General features: G+C 58.6%; 22 protein-coding genes, 2 tRNA genes and 1 pseudogene. 14 read left to right on the forward strand and 11 right to left on the reverse strand.

Going from position 1 to position 21,782, the window contains the following annotated elements; all coding sequences use genetic code 11:
- From AWX27_RS25460 to rnt, 3 genes and pseudogenes are all read left to right on the forward strand, one after another.
- Positions 1 to 77 (forward strand): annotated as a pseudogene (locus AWX27_RS25460) (N-ethylmaleimide reductase); the annotation flags it as partial.
- Between the two features lie 338 nt (positions 78 to 415).
- Entirely contained in the window at positions 416 to 823 is a 408-nt protein-coding gene (gene gloA / locus AWX27_RS02275) for a lactoylglutathione lyase (protein WP_004931325.1), read from the forward strand.
- A gap of 78 nt (positions 824 to 901) precedes the next feature.
- Positions 902 to 1,585, forward strand: coding sequence for a ribonuclease T (rnt, locus tag AWX27_RS02280; RefSeq protein ID WP_038874795.1), 684 nt, complete (start codon positions 902 to 904; stop codon positions 1,583 to 1,585).
- Positions 1,586 to 1,653: 68 nt separating this feature from the next.
- Here the strand turns inward: rnt and AWX27_RS02285 are convergent, their stop codons facing one another.
- Positions 1,654 to 2,001 carry a Grx4 family monothiol glutaredoxin gene (locus AWX27_RS02285; RefSeq protein WP_004931329.1) on the reverse strand — a complete coding sequence of 116 codons (348 nt, stop codon included), beginning with the start codon at positions 1,999 to 2,001 and terminating at the stop codon, positions 1,654 to 1,656.
- Positions 2,002 to 2,416: 415 nt separating this feature from the next.
- Here AWX27_RS02285 and AWX27_RS02290 point away from each other — a divergent pair, with 415 nt between their 5' ends.
- Complete coding sequence (locus AWX27_RS02290; protein WP_048233575.1) at positions 2,417 to 3,235, forward strand: C40 family peptidase; 819 nt, start codon at positions 2,417 to 2,419, stop codon at positions 3,233 to 3,235.
- Positions 3,236 to 3,434: 199 nt separating this feature from the next.
- Entirely contained in the window at positions 3,435 to 4,013 is a 579-nt protein-coding gene (sodB, locus tag AWX27_RS02295; protein WP_004931333.1) for a superoxide dismutase [Fe], read from the forward strand.
- A 61-nt stretch (positions 4,014 to 4,074) separates the two neighbouring features.
- On the opposite strand, the gene AWX27_RS24925 is transcribed toward sodB, so the two are convergent.
- The gene (locus AWX27_RS24925) at positions 4,075 to 4,164 is read right to left on the reverse strand and encodes a cytochrome bd-I oxidase subunit CydH (protein WP_019455989.1); all 90 of its coding nucleotides are present in this window, start codon (positions 4,162 to 4,164) and stop codon (positions 4,075 to 4,077) included.
- 324 nt (positions 4,165 to 4,488) lie between these two features.
- Here AWX27_RS24925 and purR point away from each other — a divergent pair, with 324 nt between their 5' ends.
- Entirely contained in the window at positions 4,489 to 5,514 is a 1,026-nt protein-coding gene (gene purR, locus AWX27_RS02300; protein WP_033638375.1) for an HTH-type transcriptional repressor PurR, read from the forward strand.
- Here the strand turns inward: purR and punR are convergent.
- On the reverse strand, positions 5,511 to 6,455 hold the full coding sequence (gene punR, locus AWX27_RS02305; protein WP_060419177.1) for a DNA-binding transcriptional activator PunR: 945 nt from the start codon (positions 6,453 to 6,455) through the stop codon (positions 5,511 to 5,513). The genes purR and punR overlap by 4 nt on opposite strands.
- Before the next feature lie 123 nt (positions 6,456 to 6,578).
- Here punR and punC point away from each other — a divergent pair, with 123 nt between their 5' ends.
- Both punC and cfa read left to right on the forward strand, forming a co-directional pair.
- Positions 6,579 to 7,790, forward strand: coding sequence for a purine nucleoside transporter PunC (gene punC / locus AWX27_RS02310; RefSeq protein WP_060419179.1), 1,212 nt, complete (start codon positions 6,579 to 6,581; stop codon positions 7,788 to 7,790).
- A 343-nt stretch (positions 7,791 to 8,133) separates the two neighbouring features.
- The gene (cfa, locus tag AWX27_RS02315) at positions 8,134 to 9,285 is read left to right on the forward strand and encodes a cyclopropane fatty acyl phospholipid synthase (RefSeq protein ID WP_038874787.1); all 1,152 of its coding nucleotides are present in this window, start codon (positions 8,134 to 8,136) and stop codon (positions 9,283 to 9,285) included.
- A 72-nt stretch (positions 9,286 to 9,357) separates the two neighbouring features.
- Here cfa and AWX27_RS02320 read toward each other — a convergent pair whose 3' ends face one another.
- Both AWX27_RS02320 and AWX27_RS02325 read right to left on the reverse strand, forming a co-directional pair.
- Complete coding sequence (locus AWX27_RS02320) at positions 9,358 to 9,651, reverse strand: I78 family peptidase inhibitor (protein ID WP_038874785.1); 294 nt, start codon at positions 9,649 to 9,651, stop codon at positions 9,358 to 9,360.
- Between the two features lie 54 nt (positions 9,652 to 9,705).
- A complete protein-coding gene (locus AWX27_RS02325; RefSeq protein ID WP_016927930.1) occupies positions 9,706 to 10,356 on the reverse strand; it encodes a riboflavin synthase in 651 nt (216 codons plus the stop codon).
- 237 nt (positions 10,357 to 10,593) lie between these two features.
- On the opposite strand from AWX27_RS02325, the gene AWX27_RS02330 reads away from it, so the two are divergent.
- The 6 genes from AWX27_RS02330 (at position 10,594) to AWX27_RS02355 (ending at position 15,103) form a co-directional block, all read left to right on the forward strand.
- Positions 10,594 to 11,970, forward strand: a complete 1,377-nt coding sequence (locus AWX27_RS02330) for an MATE family efflux transporter (RefSeq protein ID WP_060419181.1) — start codon at positions 10,594 to 10,596, stop codon at positions 11,968 to 11,970.
- Positions 11,971 to 12,151: 181 nt separating this feature from the next.
- Positions 12,152 to 12,228, forward strand: a tRNA-Val gene (locus AWX27_RS02335).
- Between the two features lie 20 nt (positions 12,229 to 12,248).
- Positions 12,249 to 12,325: transfer RNA gene (locus tag AWX27_RS02340), tRNA-Val, on the forward strand.
- Positions 12,326 to 12,445: 120 nt separating this feature from the next.
- Entirely contained in the window at positions 12,446 to 12,751 is a 306-nt protein-coding gene (locus AWX27_RS02345; protein ID WP_060419183.1) for a cupin domain-containing protein, read from the forward strand.
- Between the two features lie 394 nt (positions 12,752 to 13,145).
- Positions 13,146 to 14,558 (forward strand): pyruvate kinase PykF, encoded by a 1,413-nt coding sequence (gene pykF, locus AWX27_RS02350; protein WP_060419184.1) that lies wholly within the window; start codon positions 13,146 to 13,148, stop codon positions 14,556 to 14,558.
- A 308-nt stretch (positions 14,559 to 14,866) separates the two neighbouring features.
- Positions 14,867 to 15,103, forward strand: a complete 237-nt coding sequence (locus AWX27_RS02355; RefSeq protein ID WP_004931354.1) for a major outer membrane lipoprotein — start codon at positions 14,867 to 14,869, stop codon at positions 15,101 to 15,103.
- A 142-nt stretch (positions 15,104 to 15,245) separates the two neighbouring features.
- Here AWX27_RS02355 and AWX27_RS02360 read toward each other — a convergent pair whose 3' ends face one another.
- The 6 genes from AWX27_RS02360 to sufB all read right to left on the reverse strand — a co-directional run bounded on the left by AWX27_RS02360 (position 15,246) and on the right by sufB (position 21,780).
- Positions 15,246 to 16,259: a L,D-transpeptidase family protein gene (locus AWX27_RS02360; protein WP_060419186.1), complete on the reverse strand. Its 1,014-nt coding sequence runs from the start codon at positions 16,257 to 16,259 to the stop codon at positions 15,246 to 15,248.
- 297 nt (positions 16,260 to 16,556) lie between these two features.
- Positions 16,557 to 16,973 (reverse strand): cysteine desulfuration protein SufE, encoded by a 417-nt coding sequence (gene sufE, locus AWX27_RS02365; RefSeq protein WP_060419188.1) that lies wholly within the window; start codon positions 16,971 to 16,973, stop codon positions 16,557 to 16,559.
- 36 nt (positions 16,974 to 17,009) lie between these two features.
- Complete coding sequence (sufS, locus tag AWX27_RS02370) at positions 17,010 to 18,236, reverse strand: cysteine desulfurase SufS (RefSeq protein ID WP_060419190.1); 1,227 nt, start codon at positions 18,234 to 18,236, stop codon at positions 17,010 to 17,012.
- Entirely contained in the window at positions 18,233 to 19,519 is a 1,287-nt protein-coding gene (sufD, locus tag AWX27_RS02375; protein ID WP_060419193.1) for a Fe-S cluster assembly protein SufD, read from the reverse strand. Before sufD ends, sufS begins: the two co-directional genes overlap by 4 nt.
- Entirely contained in the window at positions 19,494 to 20,240 is a 747-nt protein-coding gene (gene sufC / locus AWX27_RS02380) for a Fe-S cluster assembly ATPase SufC (protein ID WP_004931365.1), read from the reverse strand. The genes sufD and sufC overlap by 26 nt, the downstream gene beginning before the upstream one ends.
- A 43-nt stretch (positions 20,241 to 20,283) precedes the next feature.
- The gene (sufB, locus tag AWX27_RS02385) at positions 20,284 to 21,780 is read right to left on the reverse strand and encodes a Fe-S cluster assembly protein SufB (protein ID WP_033638360.1); all 1,497 of its coding nucleotides are present in this window, start codon (positions 21,778 to 21,780) and stop codon (positions 20,284 to 20,286) included.
- Positions 21,781 to 21,782: the final 2 nt, after the last annotated feature.

The following is a 21,782-nucleotide window of genomic DNA, read 5'->3' on the forward strand; positions in this document are numbered from 1 at the left end:
TGAACGAACCTAAGCCGGAAAGCTTCTACGGCGGCGGCGCCGAAGGGTATACCGACTATCCGTTTCTGGCGAAGTAACCCGTCCTGATCCCAAACGGCCATGCGACTGCCTGGCCGTTTTTTTATGCGCCGCACGCAAAAAAGCCCGCACGGGGCGGGCCGGTGTTCCCTGGTGTTGTGCTCTACTGCCGTTCAATTTTTACACGCTTGCCGTCGAAATAGATAATTGATTGTGCAGATCAATTACTCTGTATCGATCGGTACGCTCGATCAATATTTAGACATCACCGTCGCGAGCCCCACAAGTGACATTGTCACTTATTCGTTACGTTGAATTCCCTTGCGGGGCAAGGCTATACTCGCTGGAGCTTCAATCCACCCGCCGTCTGCCACGGCACAGCCAATTCAGAGGAATTATGCGCTTACTCCATACCATGATCCGCGTCGGTGACCTGCAACGCGCCATCGACTTCTACACCAAGGTATTAGGCATGCGCCTGCTGCGCACCAGCGAAAACCCAGAGTACAAATACTCGCTGGCTTTCGTCGGCTATACGGAAGAAAGCGAAGGCGCGGTTATCGAACTGACCTATAACTGGGGCACCGACAGCTACGACATGGGCACCGCCTTCGGCCACCTGGCGCTGGGCGTGGACGACGTTGCCGCCACCTGCGACAGCATCCGCCGCGCAGGCGGCAAGGTCACCCGCGAAGCCGGCCCGGTGAAAGGCGGCACCACGGTCATCGCCTTCGTCGAAGATCCGGACGGCTACAAAATCGAGCTGATCGAAAATAAACATGCCGGTCAGGGCCTCGGCCACTAAGCCTCCCCTTCAGGGCGCGCTGCGCCCTGCTGATTCTCCGCGCAATAGCGCCTGCAACCGGGCGCAAAATTTGCCATAATGCGCGCTGCATTCGATGAAGATAAGAAACTGATGGCCGAGAAAAGTGATCTTAACGCCCTGAGTGGTCGTTTTCGTGGGTTTTATCCCGTAGTAATAGATGTTGAAACCGCCGGCTTCAACGCCAATACCGATGCGTTGCTGGAGATCGCCGCCGTCACGCTGAAAATGGATGAAGACGGCTGGCTGCAGCAGGACGAGACCCTGCACTTCCACGTGGAGCCTTTCGAGGGCGCCAACCTGCAGCCGGAAGCGCTGGCGTTCAACGGCATCGATCCGCACAACCCGCTGCGCGGCGCGGTCAGCGAATATGACGCGCTGCACGCCATTTTCAAAGCGGTGCGCAAAGGGCTCAAGGATCGCGGTTGTAACCGGGCCATTATCGTGGCACACAACGCCAACTTCGATCACAGCTTCCTGATGGCCGCGGCCGAGCGCGCCGGCCTGAAGCGCAACCCGTTCCATCCGTTCGCCACCTTCGACACCGCCGCGCTGAGCGGCCTGGTGCTGGGCCAAACGGTGCTGGCGAAAGCCTGCATCGCCGCCGGCATGCCGTTCGACAGCAGCCAGGCGCACTCCGCCCTGTACGACACCGAACAAACCGCCCTGCTGTTTTGCGAGCTGGTTAACCGCTGGAAACGTCTCGGCGGCTGGCCGCTGCCCGCCGGCGACCTCGCCGAATAAGCCCAATAAAAAAGGCGGCCCAGTTTGCACTGGCGCCGCCCATTGCGCGATAACCGCAAGCCTGTCGATTAAGACTGTTGGTCTTCCTGCGCTTTATACTTTTCCGCAGTTTCTTTGATCAGCTGCTGCAGTTCGCCGCGCTGATACATTTCGATGATGATATCGCAACCGCCTACCAGCTCACCGTCTACCCACAGCTGCGGGAACGTCGGCCAGTTGGCGTATTTTGGCAGCTCGGCGCGGATGTCCGGGTTTTGCAGAATATCCACGTAGGCGAAACGCTCGCCGCAGGCGGACAGCGCTTGCACAGCCTGTGCGGAGAAGCCGCAGCTCGGCAGCTTAGGCGAACCTTTCATGTACAGCAGAATCGGGTTTTCAGCGATCTGGTGCTGAATTTTTTCAAGTGTCGTCGTCATTTATTGCTTCCTCAAGCCACATTTCATGGCTACAACATGCATCACGCGGGCTATTGTAGCGGCTGGAACAGTCGCAAGAAAACGCCATCTTTTGCAAGGATATTCGCCCGCCGCCGATCGCGTTTCACCGGCCACGTCATTCCGGTCAAAACATACGTCGAGAATAACATTTTTAATCCGACCATTTCACTAATATATTGCGTCGCGATGACGGCGAGGATTAATTATATCCCCACCGCCAACTGGCGCTTTTTCATACATCAACAGGCTGATTTTGAACCAAAAAAAATGTCATTAACGTTTTCTCACAATATGGATTATTATTTATGAGTTCTTCGCTGTTTTATATGGCGAAATTCGGGAATACTGTAACTCTTTCGATATCCGTTTCGGGGCCAAGGTTGGTGACGTCGACATGCGTTTAATTCTTACGCTCTTTGCGCTGCTGTTTACGCAGCTCTTCTTCAATTTGGCGCACGCTGCGCCACAGGCGCGTGTCGCCGCCGAGCAGCGTAAAAGCCATGCTAATGAAGCGCGGCCCGATGACCGCAGAAAAAAGAAAGCGGACAAAGCCGCCAAAAAAGCCAAAGTGACGGCCCCCGAGAAAAAAACCAAGACCGCCAAGGCAAAAAGCGAGAAAAGCGCGAAAAAGATCGTCAGCGCCAAACCCAAGGCCAAAGCGCAGAAAACCGCCAAGATTAAAGTCACCCCGCCGAAAAAAGGCTATAAAAAAGGCTATGGTCGCCACCGCGAAGCCGGTATGGCCACCGCCAAACTGGCGCGTGAAGAAAAGCCGTTGAAACTCAGCCCCGCGCACAAAAAACGCTACCAGCACGCCAAACAGACCGCGATGGCCAAGCTGATGGGCCAGATGGGCAAACCTTACCGCTGGGGCGGCAGCTCGCCGCGCACCGGCTTCGATTGCAGCGGCCTTATCTATTACGCCTATAAAGACGTAGTGAAAATCAAGATGCCGCGCACCGCCAACGAGATGTATCACCTGCGCGATGCGGCGCCGATCAAGAAAAGCGAACTGGAAAGCGGCGATCTGGTGTTCTTCCGCATCAACAACCGCGGCGTGGCGGACCATGTCGGCGTCTACCTCGGCAACGGCAAGTTCATCCAGTCGCCGCGCACCGGTGAAGAGATCCGCATCAGTCAGCTCGACAACGACTATTGGCAGAACCACTACATCGGCGCACGCCGCGTAGTGACGCCGAAAACCATTCGTTAATGCCCTGTTCTGCGCGGTTGCGGCCCCGGTCGCAACCGCCTGCTCAAGCTATCGCCCATCGCACTTCCCCACGCGCATTTCTCGCTTTTCCTCCTGTTTTTTATGATGAAAATTGTTAAGATTGAATGACCACAATAAAAAACGGCCCATACGGCTCTCGCCCCGGCGGGAAGCGAATGGCGCTGTAAAGGAGGAAGCAATGTCGTTTGAATTACCTGCATTACCGTATGAGAAAAACGCGCTCGAGCCGCACATCTCCGCCGAGACCCTGGAATACCACTACGGCAAACACCACAACACCTACGTGGTTAACCTGAACAACCTGGTGAAAGGCAGCGAGTTCGAAGGCAAATCGCTCGAAGAGATCATCAAGACCTCTAACGGCGGCGTCTTCAACAACGCCGCGCAGGTGTGGAACCACACCTTCTACTGGCACTGCCTGTCGCCACAGGGCGGCGGTGAACCGCAGGGCGAACTGGCGGCGGCAATCGTCAAATCCTTCGGCTCTTTCGCTGCGTTCAAAGAGCAGTTCACCGATGCCGCAGTGAAAAACTTCGGTGCAGGCTGGACCTGGCTGGTGAAAAAACCGGACGGCGCGCTGGCGATCGTCAACACCTCCAACGCGGCCACCCCGCTGACCGGTGAAGACAAACCACTGCTGACCGTTGACGTGTGGGAACACGCGTATTACATCGATTACCGCAATGCGCGTCCAAAATACCTGGAAAACTTCTGGGCGTTGGTCAACTGGACCTTCGCAGCGGAAAACCTGGCGTAAGCGCAGGTTCTGAGGTGATAAGGCGCAGCCAGGCTGCGCCTTTTTTATAACCGGGGGTAAATCAGTTCAACGCGGCAACGAAGCTGAAAGCGATAATGACCGCCAATGCGCAGACGGTGGTGAACAGCGACATCTTCAATTCGGTATCCATGACAACTCCTTTAAAATGGGCTTTCCTAAGGATAAAAGGCGCACAATTAGTACGTCAAATCATTTTCCCACAGTTCGCCGATAAAATCTTGTTATCATTTCCCGGTTTATAATCTCGATTACCTCTTCCACTTTTGTTCAATATGCGACAAAATTCGCAGTTCACAACTGCGTACCGGCATCCATGCCCCTCCTGATTAAGCGCTGAAGACTTCAACACACTAAAAACTCAGTTTTCGCTTCTCTGGAGAAGGATCTACGTAGGCAAACGATTAACATCACACTTACATGCTGTAAACATGTGAGTTCAGGAGTCATTCCTTACATGGCAACGATTAAAGATGTGGCCAAACGCGCGGGCGTTTCCACCACCACCGTTTCGCACGTCATCAATAAGACTCGTTTCGTCGCCGAAGAGACCAAAGCGGCCGTGTGGGCCGCCATCAAAGAGCTGCACTACTCGCCGAGCGCCGTGGCGCGCAGCCTGAAAGTCAATCACACCAAGTCGATCGGCCTGCTGGCCACCTCGAGCGAAGCGCCCTACTTTGCCGAAGTGATCGAGGCGGTGGAAAACAGCTGCTACAGCAAAGGCTACACCCTGATCCTGTGCAACTCGCACAACAATCTCGACAAGCAGCGCGCCTACCTGGCGATGCTGGCGCAAAAGCGCGTCGACGGCCTGCTGGTCATGTGCTCCGAGTACCCCGATCAGCTGCTGGGCATGCTGGAAGACTACCGCAATATCCCGATGGTGGTGATGGACTGGGGCGCCGCGCGCGGCGACTTCACCGATACCATCATCGATAACGCGTTCGAAGGCGGCTATCTGGCCGGCCGTTACCTGATCGAGCGCGGCCACCGCGATATCGGCGCCATTCCGGGCCAACTGTCGCGCAATACCGGCGGCGGCCGTCACCAGGGCTTTATGAAGGCACTGCAGGAAGCGCATATCGACATTCGCGAAGAGTGGATCGTCCAGGGTGACTTCGAGCCGGAGTCCGGCTACAAGGCGATGCACCAAATCCTGTCGCAAAAGCAGCGGCCGACCGCGGTATTCTGCGGCGGCGACATCATGGCGATGGGCGCCATCTGCGCCGCCGACGAGCTGGGGCTGCGGGTGCCGCAGGATATTTCCGTGATCGGCTACGACAACGTGCGTAACGCCCGCTACTTCACCCCGGCGCTGACCACCATTCACCAGCCTAAAGAACGCCTGGGCGAAATGGCCTTCACCATGCTGCTGGATCGCATCATCAGCAAACGCGAAGAGTCGCAGGTGATCGAAGTGCATCCGAAGCTGATTGAACGCCGCTCGGTCGCCGACGGTCCGTTCATCGACTACCGCCGCTAATCCCCCGCGCCGGAAGCCTGCGCGGCTTCCGGTTCCGCCTCGCTCAGCCACTCCTGGTTCAGCGTCTCCCCATCGCCCAGATACGCCAGCAGCCAGCTCATCGCCGGTGAGGGTTTATCCTGCTGCCAGGTCAGGCAGCAAGGGCTGGCGGGAAACGGCTGCTGCAGCTGCAACGCCTTCAGCTCACCGCGCTGCACCCGCGGCAGCGCCCGATGTGCCGGCATCATGCCGACGCACAGCCCGGCGCACAAACAGTCGAGCGCCGAAGTCCAGTCCGGCACCACCAGCCGCCGCTGGTTATCCAGCGTCCAGGTGACGCGCTTGGGCAGATTGCGCGAGGTGTCCTCCAGGCAAAGCGAAGGGTACGGCCGCAGCTGATCGTCATTCAGCGGCCCTGTCAGTTGCGCCAGCGGGTGCTGCGGGCTGACCACGCATAGCCAGTTCATATAGCCCATGTCGCGGAAGGCAAAGCCGCCGCCGACCGGCACCGCACGGGTCGCGCCGATTGCCATGTCCGCCCTGCCGTCCACCAAGGCATCCCACACGCCGTTGAACACCTCGGGTTGCAGCATCAGTTCGACGTCGGGGAAATGACGGTAGAAATCCAGCACCAGTTGGCGACTGCGCTGCGGTTTGACGATGATGTCCACCGCGATATTCAGCTGGCCGCGCCACCCGTTGGCCACCTGCTGACAGTGGCGACGGGTGTCGAGCATTTTTTTGATAACAACTCGCGCATCCTTGATAAACAGCGCGCCGGCCGGCGTCAACTCCACATCGCGGTGACGCCGCTCGAACAGCGGCACCGCCAGCCATTGCTCCAGCTGCCGTACGGTATAGCTCACCGCCGACGGCACCCGGTGCAGTTCCTGCGCCGCCGCGCTGAAACTGCCGGTGCGCGCCACCGCGTCGACCACTTCAAGAGAATATTCAGACCACATCGCTTTGCCTTCAATTTTTTTAACAGCACTTTGCAAATATTACCGTTTCACAAGCAGAGATCCAGCCGGATACACTGGCCGGCGCTAAAAACCTGCGACATTAAAATATTAACGAGAAATACCATGCGAAATTCCTTTGGCTTTATGTTCTACCTCGCCGGCCTGAGCATGCTGGGTTATCTGGCGACCGATATGTACCTGCCCGCCTTCGGCGCCATGCGGGAAGAACTGCAAATTTCCGCCGGCGCGGTGAGCGCCAGCCTGAGCATCTTCCTGGCCGGCTTCGCCTTCGCGCAGCTGCTGTGGGGGCCGCTCTCCGACCGTCTGGGCCGCAAACCGGTATTATTGATCGGCCTGACGCTGTTCGCCTTCGGTTGCCTGGGCATGCTGTGGGTAGAGAACGCCGTGCAGCTCTGGATCCTGCGCTTTATTCAGGCCGTCGGCGTCTGTTCCGCCGCCGCCATCTGGCAAGCGCTGGTGGTCGACCGCTATCGCGAAGGCCAGGCCAATCGCGTATTCGCCACCATCATGCCGCTGGTGGCGCTGTCGCCGGCGCTGGCGCCGCTGCTGGGCGCCTGGCTGTTGAACCACGCCAGCTGGCGCGCGATCTTCGCCGTGCTGCTGGCCATCACCGTACTGCTGCTGCTGCCGACGCTGATGCTCAAAGAGCGCGCCAAAACGCAGCCCACCGCCGAGGCGCCAAAAAACGGCGTCAGCTTCTGGCGACTGTTGAAATCCCCGGTGTTCAGCGGCAACGTCACCATGTACGCCGCCTGCTCGGCAGGCTTCTTCGCCTGGCTGACCGGCTCGCCGTTCATCCTCGGTGATATGGGCTATGGCCCGAGCGACATCGGTCTGAGCTATGTGCCGCAGACGCTGGCTTTCCTGCTGGGGGGCTATGGCTGCCGCGCCGCGCTCAAGCGCATCAATGGCAAAACCCTGCTGCCGTGGCTGCTGGTAGCTTATGGTGTCAGCATGGTGGCGCTGTATCTGGTGGCGACCCTGACCGCACCGACGCTCACCACGCTGCTGATCCCGTTCTGCGTGATGGCGCTGGTCAACGGCGCCGGCTATCCGATCATGGTGGCGAATGCGCTGATGCCGTTCCCGGAAAGCAGTGGCAAGGCCGCCGCGCTGCAAAATACGCTGCAGCTGGGGCTGTGTTTTGTGGCGAGCATGCTGGTGTCGGCGTTCATTGCCCAGCCGCTGTTGGCGACGGTGACGGTAATGGTATCGACGGTGATCCTGGCCGCGCTGGGGTATTTCCTGCAGCGGGGAAAAGCAGTTGACGCGCAGCAAAAGGCGCAGCGGGAACATGCTAACTCAGCGTCATAATTACCAAGTTTAATAATCACTTAAAGAATATGCGTGCCGAGTGCGATTTACAGTTGAGTCAACGCCTCGGCACGCCTATACTCAAAAACAACCTTGTAAAGTAACACCTTATAATCTCTATATCTCAATTAGCACTTGTGTACGCGCTTTGCGTCACACTCTTTTTTAAGGATGCGTTTATCCCGCGCCGTTCGCGCCGGGTCGTTTCTTTAAATTTCCTCTGTTCATAGTCGGATATCAGACGCCGCGGGCCTATTTTCCGCCGGTAAACGTATGCACCCGCAGAAATTGTCTAAGCTGTTTCCTAACGGGTCATCAGTCAGAAGAAGGTGATGGAGAAGCTATGAGTTCATCGTGTATAGAAGATCTGAGCATCCAGGACAATCAGTGGTACCGTATCGCGCACGAAATGCTCGGTCTGGCCGGCATTGAAATCAACGGATCGCGCCCTTTCGATATTCAGGTTAAAAACCCCGATTTCTTTAAACGCGTCCTGCAGCAAGGGTCGCTGGGCCTGGGCGAAAGCTACATGGACGGTTGGTGGGAGTGCGAACGGCTGGATATGTTCTTCCAGCGCGTGGTCAGCGCCGGGCTGGAGAAGAAACTCCCCCACCACCTGAAAGATACCCTGCGTATCGCCGCCGCGCGCCTGACCAACCTGCAATCGAAAAAGCGCGCCTGGATCGTCGGCAAAGAACATTACGATCTCGGCAACGATCTGTTTACCCTGATGCTCGATCCTTACATGCAATATTCCTGCGGCTACTGGAAAGACGCTACTACGCTGGAGGAAGCGCAGGAAGCGAAGCTGCGGATGATCTGCGAAAAACTGCAGCTGCAGCCAGGTATGCGCCTGCTGGACATCGGCTGCGGCTGGGGCGGTCTTTCCGCCTATGCGGCGAAGCATTACGGCGTGTCAGTGGTCGGCGTAACCATTTCTGCCGAACAGCAGAAGCTGGCTCAGGCGCGCTGCGCCGGGCTGGATGTGCAGATCCTGCTGCAGGATTACCGCGATCTGCATCAGCAGTTCGATCGCATTGTCTCGGTCGGCATGTTCGAGCACGTCGGGCCGAAAAACTACCGCACCTATTTCAACGTGGTAGAACGCAATCTGGCGCCGCACGGCCTGTTCCTGCTGCACACCATCGGCTCCAACAAGACCGATATGAACGTCGATCCGTGGATCAACAAGTACATTTTCCCGAACGGCTGCCTGCCTTCAGTGAGCCATATTGCCGAAGCCAGCGAGGGCCATTTCGTGATGGAAGACTGGCACAACATCGGCGCCGACTACGACCGCACGCTGATGGCCTGGTTCGAGCGCTTCAAACAGGCGTGGCCGCAGCTTGCCCCGCGCTATTCCGAACGCTTCGAGCGGATGTTCAGCTACTACCTGAACGCCTGCGCCGGCGCGTTCCGGGCGCGCGATCTGCAGCTGTGGCAGGTGGTGTTCAGCCCGAAAGGCGTTGAAGGCGGCATTCGCGTCGCGCGCTGAACGTTTCCCCAATAAAAAAGCCCCGGTAACATCATCGCCGGGGCTTTTTTTTGCTCTTTCGGATGCTGCGGGTTAACCGCAATAAACGCGAATGATTTTATCGTTGCTATCGCCAAGGAAGTTCAGGCGGCGCAGGTTGAAATCCATGGTAACGGCAGAGTTGTACGGAATGGCGCGCACCTTGGCGTCGATCCGCACGCCTTCCAGCGAGGTCATCGGCTTACCGACGAAGTTTTGATACTGCGAAGCGCCGCAGGTATCGTCCGCATCGGCCATTTGCGCGCCGGCGCCCTGCTCAGGTGAGCTGCTGCAGGCGCTCAGCGCCAGCAACGCGGTTAACAACAACGTTTTCCCATAAAACTTCACGCGTTTCTCCTCTCTGCTTATGATTCGATGCCGGCGGCAACGCCAGAATCGCTGTCAGTCTTTGTGCGCCGGCGCCATCGCCGCCGCCAGCGTCGCTTCCCGGTTGGCCAGCACGCGCTCGACGGTATCCACCACCGCCTGCGTTTGCGGATCGATTTCGATGTTCACCTTATCGCCCAGGCGTTTCTTACCCAGCGTGGTGCGATCCAGCGTTTCCGGGATCAGGTGCACACAGAAACGATTATTCACCACTTCGCCGATGGTCAGGCTAATGCCGTCGATGCCGATGAAACCTTTGTGCAGCACATATTTCATCAATTCCGCATTCGGCATGCGCAGCCATACCTGGCGGTTATTTTCTGACGTATAAATCTTGGCCACTTCCGCCGTGCAGATAATATGGCCGGACATCAAATGACCGCCAATTTCGTCATTGAACTTCGCCGCGCGCTCGATATTGACGATGTCGCCCAGCGCCAGATCGCCGAGGTTGGTCAGGCGCAGCGTTTCCTTGATCAAATCGAAGCTGACGCGGTTGCCTTCCACCGCGGTCACGGTCAGGCAGCAGCCGTTATGGGCCACCGACGCGCCCAGCTCCAGCCCCGGCAACAGCTCGGCAGGCATCTCGATCACGTGGGTGCGGAAATTGGGTTTCTCATCAATGGCGACCAGCGGCGCGGTGCCTTGTACGATACCGGTGAACATATGTGCCTCTTCTTACTAATAGGTTAAAACGCTCCCGGCAGTTTGCCCCAGTTGGCGCTGAAAACCAAATCCGCGTAGGCAAAAAACGCGCGCCTGCGCATTTAATAACTATTTATCTGCGGCGTTTGCTTAACGACGCCGAGCAGGTACAATATTTTTGACAAAATTCCGCTATTTTAATTGTTGTCCTCTCGCGGCAGCCCTCCCTCCCACATATATAAATAGAAAGGTGTATGCGTGCAGAAGTACTTAATTGAAGCGCGTAGTTTATTGGCTCTCGCTATCCCGGTCATCATCGCGCAAATATCGCAAACCGCCATGGGCGTGGTGGATACCATCATGGCCGGCGCCTACAGCGCCACCGACATGGCGGCGGTTGCGGTCGGCACTTCAATCTGGCTGCCGGCCATCCTGTTCGGCCACGGCCTGCTGCTGGCACTGACCCCGGTTATCGCCCAGCTTAACGGCGCCGGGCGGCGCGATCGCATCGCTCACCAGGTGCGCCAGGGTTTTTGGCTGGCTTCCGGCGTGTCCGTGCTGCTGATCGTGGTGCTGTATAACTGCAAGTTCGTCATCGACATGATGCACAACATCGACCCGCAGCTGGCGGATAAAGCCGTCGGTTATCTGCACGCCATCATGTGGGGAGCGCCGGGTTACCTGTTCTTCCAGGTGATGCGCAACCAGTGCGAAGGCCTGTCCAAAACCAAGCCCGGCATGGTGATCGGCTTCCTCGGCCTGCTGGTGAATATCCCGATCAACTACATCTTCATCTACGGCAAGTTCGGCATGCCGGAGCTGGGTGGCGTCGGCTGTGGCGTCGCCACCGGCAGCGTCTACTGGATCATGTTCCTGATGATGCGCTGGTACGTGAAGCGCGCGCCCTCGCAGCGCGACATCAAACGCCAGGCAGGCGATCTCGGCGGCCCAGACTGGGCGGCGCTGAAGCGCTTGATCGGCATCGGCATGCCGGTGGCGCTGGCGCTGTTCTTCGAAGTCACGCTGTTCGCCGTGGTGGCGCTGCTGGTTTCGCCGCTGGGGATCGTTGCAGTCGCCGGCCACCAGATCGCGCTTAACTTCAGCGCGCTGATGTTCGTGCTGCCGCTGTCGCTGGGCGTCGGCGCCACCATCCGCGTCGGTTACCGTCTGGGGGAAGGTTCGGTTGAAGGCGCCCGTGTCGCCGCCTACTCCGCCATCGGCGTCGGCATCACCATGGCCGTCTGCACCGCGCTGTTTACCGCCACCTTCCGCGAACCGATCGCCCTGCTGTACAACGACAGCCCGGCGGTGGTGGCGATGGCGTCGCAGCTGATGCTGCTGGCGGCGCTGTACCAAATCTCGGATTCTGTCCAGGTGATCGGCAGCGGCGTGCTGCGTGGTTATAAAGACACCCGCGCGATCTTCTTTATCACCTTCATCGCTTATTGGGTGTTGGGCCTGCCGAGCGGCTATCTGCTGGCGTTAACCGATGTGGTGGTGCCGGCAATGGGGCCAAGCGGTTTCTGGATCGGCTTTATCATCGGCCTGACCTTCGCCGCCATCATGATGGCGCTACGCATGCGCTGGCTGCAGAAACAGCCGACCGCCGTCATCCTGCAGCGATCCACGCGCTGAGCCCGCGCCCGGCCGGTTTCATCCCCGGCCGGGCTGCGGTTTGCGGAAAAAAACGCCGGACTGCGCACAACCTCAGCAATCGCGTGAAATACCGAATAAAATTGCGCTTTTCCCCTTGCCAGCACGCGGGTAGCTCGTTAATATTCGTCCCCGCTGTCAGCCATGACAGACAGGAAAAGATGCGTCCGTAGCTCAGTTGGTTAGAGCACCACCTTGACATGGTGGGGGTCGGTGGTTCGAGTCCACTCGGACGCACCAAATTCCTGAAGCCGTACAGTGCGTCCGTAGCTCAGTTGGTTAGAGCACCACCTTGACATGGTGGGGGTCGGTGGTTCGAGTCCACTCGGACGCACCATATTGCTGATTCATCTCTCCCCCTATCGCGTTATACTTCCCGTTGTTTCGTCTCTGCCCGACCGCCTGACTTTTATGTCGATCGCGCCGTGCTACCGCCATCAGCCACCAGGAACGCCACATGACCACCTTTACCGCCAAAACCGCCTTTTTATCGCTCGACAATGGCCTTGCCCGCCGTGAAGGCGTGATGAGCGACGGTTCACCGGCGGCAGAAGTGCGTTTCGAGGCCGGCGCCTTCGGCCAGCTGCAAAAGCCCCCGCACGCGCGGCAAACCCGGGTGATCTCCGGTGAATTCGAGTTTACCCTCGGCGGTGACACCCGGGTGGTACGGGCCGGCGAGAGCCTGATATTGCCGGCCAACGTCGCCAGCGGCTGCTTCTGCCTGAGCGCCGGCGTGCTGCTGGAAATTCCCCAAACGCGTTAAACCTGTATTTACAGCATGGTTATTTGCGCAACAAGCGGCCCGCAACGCGTTGCATTTGCGCCACATTTGCCCCCGTTTTGACATATCCGCCGCGCCGCCGCGGTTTTTTATTTTGTTTCCCACCGCTTAGCCTTTATAATGCGCAACGTCTATCAGTTGAATGGTTTCAGCCCTTGATCTGCGAAAACGCTATAACAACACGATCTGATCTTACCCCGTTGCGCAGCATCTCCGCGCCCCCGCGCGGGCTGAATTTTTCCGCCCCGCTTCAACTGTCGTCACCTATCCTTAACTATGTTTTTCACCACCAGGCACGGCCCAAATTCCCTACCGGCGTAAACCGCGCCGGTCAAATTCGTTTTTTTATCCATCACAACTTGTAGAAAACTCCGCCATGAAAAAGACCAAAATTGTTTGTACCATCGGTCCAAAAACCGAATCGGAAGAAATGCTGACCAACCTGCTCAATGCGGGCATGAACGTGATGCGTCTCAACTTCTCTCACGGCGACTATGAAGAGCACGGCAACCGCATCAAGAACATGCGCGCCGTGATGGCGAAAACCGGTATCAATGCCGGCATCCTGCTGGATACCAAAGGCCCGGAAATTCGCACCATGAAACTGGAAGGCGGTAAAGACGCCTCGCTGGTCGCCGGCCAAACCTTCACTTTCACCACCGACCAGAGCGTGATCGGCAACAGCGATCGCGTAGCGGTCACCTACGCCGGCTTCGCCGCCGACCTGAAGATCGGTAACACCGTGCTGGTAGACGACGGCCTGATCGGCATGGAAGTCACCAACGTGACCGAAAACGAAGTCATTTGTAAGGTGCTGAACAACGGCGATCTCGGCGAGAACAAGGGCGTCAACCTGCCGGGCGTTTCCATCCAGCTGCCTGCGCTGGCCGAAAAAGACAAACGCGACCTGATCTTCGGCTGCGAACAAGGCGTCGACTTCGTGGCGGCATCCTTCATCCGCAAGCGCTCCGACGTGCTGGAGATCCGCGAACACCTGAAAGCCCACGGCGGCGAGCAGATCCAGATCATCTCCAAGATCGAAAACCAGGAAGGCCTTAACAACTTCGACGAGATCCTCGAAGCGTCCGACGGCATCATGGTTGCCCGTGGCGACTTGGGCGTCGAGATCCCGGTCGAAGAAGTGATCTTCGCCCAGAAGATGATGATCGAGAAATGTAACCGCGCGCGTAAAGTGGTGATCACCGCCACCCAGATGCTCGACTCCATGATCAAGAACCCGCGCCCTACCCGCGCGGAAGCCGGCGACGTTGCCAACGCCATCCTGGACGGTACCGATGCCGTCATGCTGTCCGGCGAGAGCGCCAAGGGCAAATACCCGCTGGAAGCGGTCAACATCATGGCCACCATCTGCGAGCGTACCGATCGCGTGATGCCTAGCCGCATCGATACCCTGAACGACCGTCGCAAGCTGCGCATCACCGAAGCGGTGTGCCGCGGTGCGGTAGAAACCGCCGAGAAACTGGACGCGCCGCTGATCGTCGTCGCCACCAGCGGCGGCAAGTCAGCGAAATCCGTGCGTAAATACTTCCCGAACGCGGTGATCCTGGCGCTGACCACCAATGAAACCACCGCGCATCAGCTGGTGCTGAGCAAGGGCGTTATCCCGCAGATGGTCAAGGAAATCGCCTCTACCGACGACTTCTACCGCATCGGTAAAGAAGCCGCGCTGGCCAGCGGCCTGGCGCAGAAAGGCGACGTCGTGGTGATGGTTTCCGGCGCGCTGGTGCCGAGCGGCACTACCAACACCGCCTCGGTACACGTGCTGTAATATAAAACGTGACATAATTACCTTGATCAAAACGCCGCTTTGCGGCGTTTTTTTTATCGGCAGTAAACTATTTTTCTCAAAACGCAACCGCGATCCGCTCATTATTTAGCTAATAACAAATCGGAGTAGTCCCATGGAAGCCGGCTGTTTTCCCTCGTTTTTTTAACTAATTTGTAAAACCAGATGCAAGTTTGAGCGAACGATCAAAATAAAGCACCTCAACACTAAAAAATTATTCTCTTTCGAAAAAAGTTTGTGTAATACTTGTAACGCTACATGGAGATTAACTCAATCTAGAGGGTGTTATAATGAATCGTACTAAACTGGTACTGGGCGCGGTAATCCTGGGTTCCACTCTGCTGGCTGGCTGCTCTAGCAACGCTAAAATCGATCAACTGTCTTCTGACGTTCAGACTCTGAACGCTAAAGTTGATCAGCTGAGCAACGACGTGAACGCAATGCGTTCTGACGTTCAAGCGGCTAAAGACGACGCAGCACGCGCTAACCAGCGTCTGGACAACCAAGCTCACGCTTACAAAAAGTAAGTTAGCTTTGGTTATTGAAAACGGCGCACATTGTGCGCCGTTTTTTTTGCCTGCTCATCGGCCCGGGGGTTCTCCTTCGGCAGGCAAAAAAAAAAGAGGCTCAGCACGCTGACCCCCTCTTCGACCGCTCAGTCCTGCAAACTTAGTTCACTGAACTGATTGGCGCTGCCTTGAATGGGCTCTTATTCGCCGCAGGCGCCGCTACAGGCGTTAAACTCACCTCAGACGGGTTCTCCCCCACGTTGACCAGCACCGGCATGCCAGAACGGCGTACAACCGCGCTATCGAACACGGCGCGATCGGTTTGCCCATCTGCAGCGAAGGCTTTCTCCGCTTTAGACAACGCAATCGGCATGGTCTGCGGATCGTCGCTTTCTACCCGCGACAGCGGCTGGTGCACTTCCACATAGCGTTTGCCGTCCGGCTCAACCGAAATCTTCACCGGATCGTTGATCACCTGCACCCGCGTACCGCGTGGCACCTGGTTGAACAGCGCTTCGATGTCCGTCGGACGCAGACGAATACAGCCGGAGCTGACTCGCATGCCGATCCCGAAGTTGGCATTGGTGCCGTGGATCAGGTATTCACCGCGCCCCATCGCCAGACGCAGGGCGAACAGCCCCATCGGGTTCTCAGGGCCGGCCGGCACCACCGCAGGCAGCGTCACGCCCTGGGACTGATAGCGTTTGCGGATGTTGGCGGTAGGCGTCCAGGTCGGGTTGGGGATCTTCTGGCTCACGGAGGTCACTTCCAGCGGCGTGTGCATCCCGGTCTGGCCGATGCCGATCGGATAGACGATCACTTTGTTCTCGCCTTTCGGATAGTAGTAAAGGCGCAGCTCGGCCAGGTTGACGATGATCCCTTCACGCTTGGTATCAGGCAGCAGCATTTGGGTCGGAATGGTCAGCACCGTACCCGGCTTAGGCAGGAACGGGTCGGTGCCGGGGTTGGCTTCCAGCATGCCCAGCAGGCCAATCTTGTAGTCGGCGGCGATCGCCTCCAGCGGACGGCCGTCGTTTGGCACGGTATAAGTGGTGTTTTCACCGATCAGACGGCTGTCCGGCGGCGGCAGCGGGTACTCGGTCGCATTGGCGGCCTGCGTGCCCGCCAATACGGTGGCGAAGACCATGCCCATTAAACTCAACGCACGTTTCATTATCATCCCTATATTTTTTATGACGGTTCGTCCCCAAGGCTAACGAGCGCCCGGCGGCGGGTAAATCAGACAATACCTGATTAATACTAGCAATGCTGGCATCAAAGGCAATAAGTTCTCTAAAAATCAACACGTTATAACGTAATCACCGCCGCTGATTGTCAACGAAACGTCAACGGATAAGCTGCTGAAATATCACTGAATTGGGGATGTTATCTGGGGGGAAAGCGTGGATTGTAAAGGCTCATTGACAAAACGAATGTATCAATGAGCCCTTAAGAACGGGGGCGTTCAGGCTCAGGCCAGCTGCGCGGCTTTACTGCGAATGGCGCGGATCATCGCCTCCAGCCCCTGTGAACGCGAAGGCGTCAGGTGTTGGCTGAGCGCCAGCTCGGCGAAAAACGGCCGCACGTCGAGCTCGACAATCTGCTGCGGCGTCAATTGGCGATACAGAATAAACACCACCGCCAGCAGGCCTTTGACGATCGCCGCGTCGCTGTCGCCGTGAAACTCGACCTGCCCTTGCTCATCGAGGCGCATCACAATCCACACCTGGCTCTGACAGCCGGAGATCAGGTTGCCGGCCTGCCGCTCAGCCTCGTCCAGCGGCGGCAATTTGGCGCCGAGTTCAATCACGTACAGGTATTTCTCCTCCCAGTTCAAACAGCGGGAGAAATTTCGCACCAATTTATCTTTGTCCGGCAAATTCGCCATGGGGATCCTTTTGTACCGCCGGGGACGCGCCCCGGCCTAGCCTAATAGCTGATGAATGCGTTGCAGCCCGGCCACCAGCCGGTCCACCTCTTCGCGGGTATTATATAACGCCAGCGAAGCGCGGCACATGCTCGGCACCTGATAAAACGCCATCAGCGGCATGGCGCAGTGATGGCCGGTGCGAATGGCGATGCCGTACTGATCGAGGAAGCTGCCGACGTCATAGGCATGGTGTTCCCCCAGATTGAAGGCGATCACCCCGGCGCGATGGGCCGGGCCATAGACTTTCAGCGTCGGCACCTGGCTGAGCGCCTTCAGCGCGTAGTGCATCAGCGACTGTTCATAATCGTGGATCGCATTCAGGCCCAGGGCTTCAACGTAATCAAACGCCGCCCCCAGCCCCATGATGCCGGCGGTGTTCGGCGAACCGGCCTCGAAGCGCCACGGCGGATCGGCGAAGGTGGTGCCCGCCGTCAGGCTGACCTGGCGGATCATCGAGCCGCCCCCTTCCCACGGCGGCATCTGCTGCAGCAGCGCCTGGCGGCCATACAGCATGCCGATGCCGGAAGGACCGTACAGCTTGTGGCCGGAAAACACATAAAAATCGCAGTCCAGCGCCTGGACATCGACGCGCTGGTGCATCACCGCCTGCGCGCCGTCCACCAGCACCGTCAAATTCGGCGCCAGGGCTCTGGCGCGGGCGATAATGTCGCGCACCGGGTTGACGGTGCCCAGCACGTTGGAGACCTCGGTCAGCGCCAGCAGTTTACAGGACGCATCGACCAGTTCCGGCAGCCGCGCCAGATCCAGCGTACCGTCCGGCTGTAGCGGCCACACCCGCAGCTGCAGCCCGCGCTCCTCCGCCAGCATCTGCCACGGCACGATGTTGGCGTGGTGCTCCATCTCGGTGATGAGAATCGCATCGCCCGGCTGCAGCAGGTGGCGGCCAAAGCTGTTGGCCACCAGATTGATGCCTTCGGTGGTGCCTTTGACGAACACCATCTCTTCCGCCGAGGCGGCGTTGATAAAGCGCGCCGCCTGCTCCCGCACCGCTTCCATCTGCTGAGTCGCCTCGGCGCTCAGGGTGTGGATGCCGCGATGCACCGCCGCATAACCGTGGCGGTAGAACTCCAGCTCGCGGTCGATCACCGCCTGCGGTTTCTGCGCGCTGGCGGCGCTGTCGAGATAGGCCAGCGGTTGGCCGTTCACCTCACGCGCCAGCAGTGGAAAATCGCTGCGCACGCGTTCAATCGGATAACTCATGCAGCCTCCCCCGGCAGACGCTGGGCGATGCGCGCCAGCACCCGTTCCCGGATGATGTCGTTGGCGATGCCTTCGGTCAGCTCGGCGGCGAAGGCAAAGATGATCATCTGCTGCGCCGCGTGTTTGTCGATGCCGCGCGACTGCAGATAGAACAGCTGCTCTTCATCGATACGCCCCACGGTGGCGCCGTGGCTGCATTTGACGTCGTCGGCGTAGATCTCCAGCTGCGGCTTGGTATCCACTTCCGCCACCTTACCCAACAGCAGGTTATGGTTGGTCATCTGGCCGTCGGTTTTGATCGCGTGCTTGGCCACTTTGATCATGCCGTTGAACACCGCCTTGCCGCGATCGCTGACCACGGTTTTATGCAGCTGGCGGCTTTCGCAATAGCCTTTGTTGTGCTCCAGATAGGTGCGGGTATCGCAGATCTCTTTGCCCACCGGCAGCACCAGGCTGTTGATCACCAGGTTTGCGCCTTCGCCGTTCAGCTGTGCGCTGGTGTTGTGCCGCGTCAGGCCGGCGCCCAGCAGGAAGCTGTCGCTTTTCACCCGCGCGTCGCGGCCGATAACCAGATCGTTATGGGCAAAGTGGTAGCTCGGCTGGCTCTCAAACGCCAGCTTGCAGTGCAACAGCCCGGCGTTGTCCGCCACGTTGGCGGTCAGGCGCGCGCCGGTGAAGTGCGCGGCCTCGCCCAGGCTGACATAGTGTTCAATCACTTCCGCCTCGGCGCCGCGCCCGATCTCCAGATGGTGACGATGATGCACGGTGTTCACTTCCCCGGTGGCGCCGCGTCCGCTGCTGATGTGCAGCAGGTACAGCGGGCGGGCCGGGGCCTTGCCGGCCGGCAAACGAATCAGGCTTGTTTCCTGCGCCAGGCTTTCGGTCAGGTGCAGGAAAATCTCCGGCTGGATCGGCTCCGGCAGCGCCTGCGGCGTGCCGTAGGCGGTCAACTCGAACTGGTAGTCGCCCAGATCGCCATCGCTGAGCGCGGCGCTGTAGCGGCCGTCGATAAACACCAGCCGACAGGCATCGATGCCGAGCGCCAGCGCCTCAAGCTGCTCTGCGCTCACCGGCGCGGGCTGCGGATCGAGGAACTGCTGCTCCAGCAGGCTCTCCAGCGGCGTGTATTTCCAGTTTTCATGCTTGCGCGTCGGCCAGCCGAGGCGCAGCGCCTGCTGCCAGTGCGCCAGCGCATGCGGCGAACGCTCGCCGCCGCGGCCTTCGAACAGGCGATACAGCTGCTGCAGCGCGTTTGAATTACTGTTGGTCGGTAAGCCAGCCATAGCCCTGCTCCTCCAACTGTTTCACCAGCGAGAAATCGCCGGATTTAACGATGCGCCCCTGGGACAGCACGTGTACGTAATCCGGTTTGATGTAGTCCAGAATGCGCTGATAGTGGGTCACGATGATAAAGGCGCGCTTGCCGTCCCGCAGCGAGTTGACGCCGTTGGCGACGATCTTCAGCGCGTCGATGTCCAGGCCCGAGTCGGTTTCATCGAGAATGCACAGATCCGGCTCCAGCGCCGCCATCTGCAGAATATCGTTGCGTTTTTTCTCACCGCCGGAGAAGCCGACGTTGACCGAACGGGTCAACAGATCGGCCGGCATATCCAGCAGCGCGATTTTCTCTTCGATGAAATCGGCGAAGTCAAAGCGATCCAGCGGCTCCTGCTCGCGGTATTTGCGCACCGCGTTGACCGACGTCTGCAGAAAGAAATGGTTGCTGACGCCAGGGATCTCCACCGGGTACTGGAAGGCCAGGAACACGCCTTCGCCGGCGCGATCTTCCGGATCCAGCTCCAGCAGATCCTTGCCCTTGAAGGTGACTTCCCCTTCGGTCACTTCGTACTCTTCACGCCCGGCCAGCGTGGCGGACAGCGTGCTCTTGCCCGAGCCGTTCGGCCCCATGATGGCGTGCACTTCGCCCGGTTTGATCTCCAGATCCAATCCCTTGAGGATCTCGTTGCCTTCCACGCTGACTTTCAAATTCTTGATGCTTAACATGCTGTGTCCTCAGATAGCGCCGACGGCGCTAAAAATGCGGCGATTAACCCACGCTGTGTTCCAGGCTGATGGCCAGAAGTTTCTGCGCCTCGACGGCGAACTCCAGCGGCAGCTCGGAGAAAACGTCCTTGCAGAAGCCGTTGACGATCATCGAAATGGCGTCATCCTCGCTGATGCCGCGCTGCAGGCAGTAGAACAGCTGGTCGTCGCCGATCTTCGAGGTGGTGGCTTCGTGCTCCAGCTGAGCGCTGTTGTTGCGCGCTTCAACGTAAGGGAACGTGTGGGCACCGCTGTCCGGCCCGATCAGCATCGAGTCGCACTGGGTAAAGTTACGGGCGTTTTCCGCCCCCGGCAGGATTTTCACCAGGCCGCGATAGGTGTTCTCGCTGTGGCCGGCGGAGATGCCTTTGGCGATGATGGTCGACTTGGTGTTTTTGCCGATGTGGATCATCTTGGTGCCGGTGTCCGCCTGCTGATGGCCGCTGGTCAGCGCCACCGAGAAGAATTCGCCGATCGAATTGTCGCCCTGCAAAATCACGCTCGGGTATTTCCAGGTGATGGCCGAGCCGGTTTCCGACTGGGTCCAGGACATTTTCGAGCCGGCGCCTTCGCACAGCGCGCGCTTGGTGACGAAGTTGAGGATGCCGCCCTTGCTCTCGCCGCCGGAGAACCAGTTCTGCACCGTCGAGTATTTCACTTCGGCGTCTTTATGCAGGATCACTTCCACCACCGCCGCGTGCAGCTGGTAGCTGTCGCGCACCGGGGCCGAGCAGCCTTCGATGTAGCTGACATAGCTGCCTTCGTCGGCGATCAGGATGGTGCGCTCGAACTGGCCGGTTTTGGCGGCGTTGATACGGAAATAGGTCGACAGCTCCATCGGGCAGCGCACGCCTTTCGGCACATAGACGAAGGTGCCGTCGGAGGCCACCGCGGCGTTCAGCGCGGCGAAGAAGTTATCGTTGGAGGGCACCACGCGGCCCAGGTACTGACGCACCAGATCCGGGTATTCCTGGATCGCTTCGCCGAACGAGCAGAAGATCACCCCGCTTTCCGCCAGTTTTTCACGGTAAGTGGTAGCGACCGAGACCGAGTCGAAGATGGCGTCCACCGCCACCTCGCTGCCCTCGCGCACCGGCACGCCGAGCTGATTGAACGCCAGCTCCACTTCGCTGGTCAGGTAATCTTTTTCCGTCGCCGCGCCCGGTTGCTGCTCGGCGCCGGGTTGCGAACCGCAGGCATCGTCGCAGCTGCCGCAGGACGGCGCCGAATAGTAACTGTAGTCCTGGTAGTTCAGGCGATCATAATTGGCCTTCAGCCAGTGCGGCTCTTCCATCTGCAGCCAGGCACGGTAGGCCTCGAGGCGGAATTCCAGCATCCACTCGGGTTCGTTGCGCTTGGCCGAGATGGCTCGCACCACCTCTTCGTTGATGCCTTTGGCCAACTCATCGGTTGCCAGCTGGGTGAAGAAACCTTCTTTGTAGCGACCTTCGCTGACCCAAGCCTGCACTTCATTAGGCATTTCTACATTGCTTCGTGTCATGT

Source organism: Serratia sp. 2880STDY5682894 (genome assembly GCF_001537385.1).
GTDB lineage: Bacteria > Pseudomonadota > Gammaproteobacteria > Enterobacterales > Enterobacteriaceae > Serratia > Serratia nevei.

Bases quoted from the DNA above. Each gene is read 5' to 3' on its own strand.
- sufC (WP_004931365.1), bottom strand. From the start codon at position 20,240: ATGTTAAGCATCAAGAATTTGAAAGTCAGCGTGGAAGGCAACGAGATC.
- pykF (WP_060419184.1), top strand. From the start codon at position 13,146: ATGAAAAAGACCAAAATTGTTTGTACCATCGGTCCAAAAACCGAATCG.
- purR (WP_033638375.1), top strand. From the start codon at position 4,489: ATGGCAACGATTAAAGATGTGGCCAAACGCGCGGGCGTTTCCACCACC.
- AWX27_RS02345 (WP_060419183.1), top strand. From the start codon at position 12,446: ATGACCACCTTTACCGCCAAAACCGCCTTTTTATCGCTCGACAATGGC.
- cfa (WP_038874787.1), top strand. From the start codon at position 8,134: ATGAGTTCATCGTGTATAGAAGATCTGAGCATCCAGGACAATCAGTGG.
- punC (WP_060419179.1), top strand. From the start codon at position 6,579: ATGCGAAATTCCTTTGGCTTTATGTTCTACCTCGCCGGCCTGAGCATG.
- sufB (WP_033638360.1), bottom strand. From the start codon at position 21,780: ATGACACGAAGCAATGTAGAAATGCCTAATGAAGTGCAGGCTTGGGTC.
- AWX27_RS02285 (WP_004931329.1), bottom strand. From the start codon at position 2,001: ATGACGACGACACTTGAAAAAATTCAGCACCAGATCGCTGAAAACCCG.
- AWX27_RS02355 (WP_004931354.1), top strand. From the start codon at position 14,867: ATGAATCGTACTAAACTGGTACTGGGCGCGGTAATCCTGGGTTCCACT.
- AWX27_RS02360 (WP_060419186.1), bottom strand. From the start codon at position 16,259: ATGAAACGTGCGTTGAGTTTAATGGGCATGGTCTTCGCCACCGTATTG.
- sufD (WP_060419193.1), bottom strand. From the start codon at position 19,519: ATGGCTGGCTTACCGACCAACAGTAATTCAAACGCGCTGCAGCAGCTG.
- AWX27_RS02325 (WP_016927930.1), bottom strand. From the start codon at position 10,356: ATGTTCACCGGTATCGTACAAGGCACCGCGCCGCTGGTCGCCATTGAT.
- AWX27_RS02290 (WP_048233575.1), top strand. From the start codon at position 2,417: ATGCGTTTAATTCTTACGCTCTTTGCGCTGCTGTTTACGCAGCTCTTC.
- sufE (WP_060419188.1), bottom strand. From the start codon at position 16,973: ATGGCGAATTTGCCGGACAAAGATAAATTGGTGCGAAATTTCTCCCGC.
- AWX27_RS24925 (WP_019455989.1), bottom strand. From the start codon at position 4,164: ATGGATACCGAATTGAAGATGTCGCTGTTCACCACCGTCTGCGCATTG.
- gloA (WP_004931325.1), top strand. From the start codon at position 416: ATGCGCTTACTCCATACCATGATCCGCGTCGGTGACCTGCAACGCGCC.
- sodB (WP_004931333.1), top strand. From the start codon at position 3,435: ATGTCGTTTGAATTACCTGCATTACCGTATGAGAAAAACGCGCTCGAG.
- punR (WP_060419177.1), bottom strand. From the start codon at position 6,455: ATGTGGTCTGAATATTCTCTTGAAGTGGTCGACGCGGTGGCGCGCACC.
- sufS (WP_060419190.1), bottom strand. From the start codon at position 18,236: ATGAGTTATCCGATTGAACGCGTGCGCAGCGATTTTCCACTGCTGGCG.
- rnt (WP_038874795.1), top strand. From the start codon at position 902: ATGCGCGCTGCATTCGATGAAGATAAGAAACTGATGGCCGAGAAAAGT.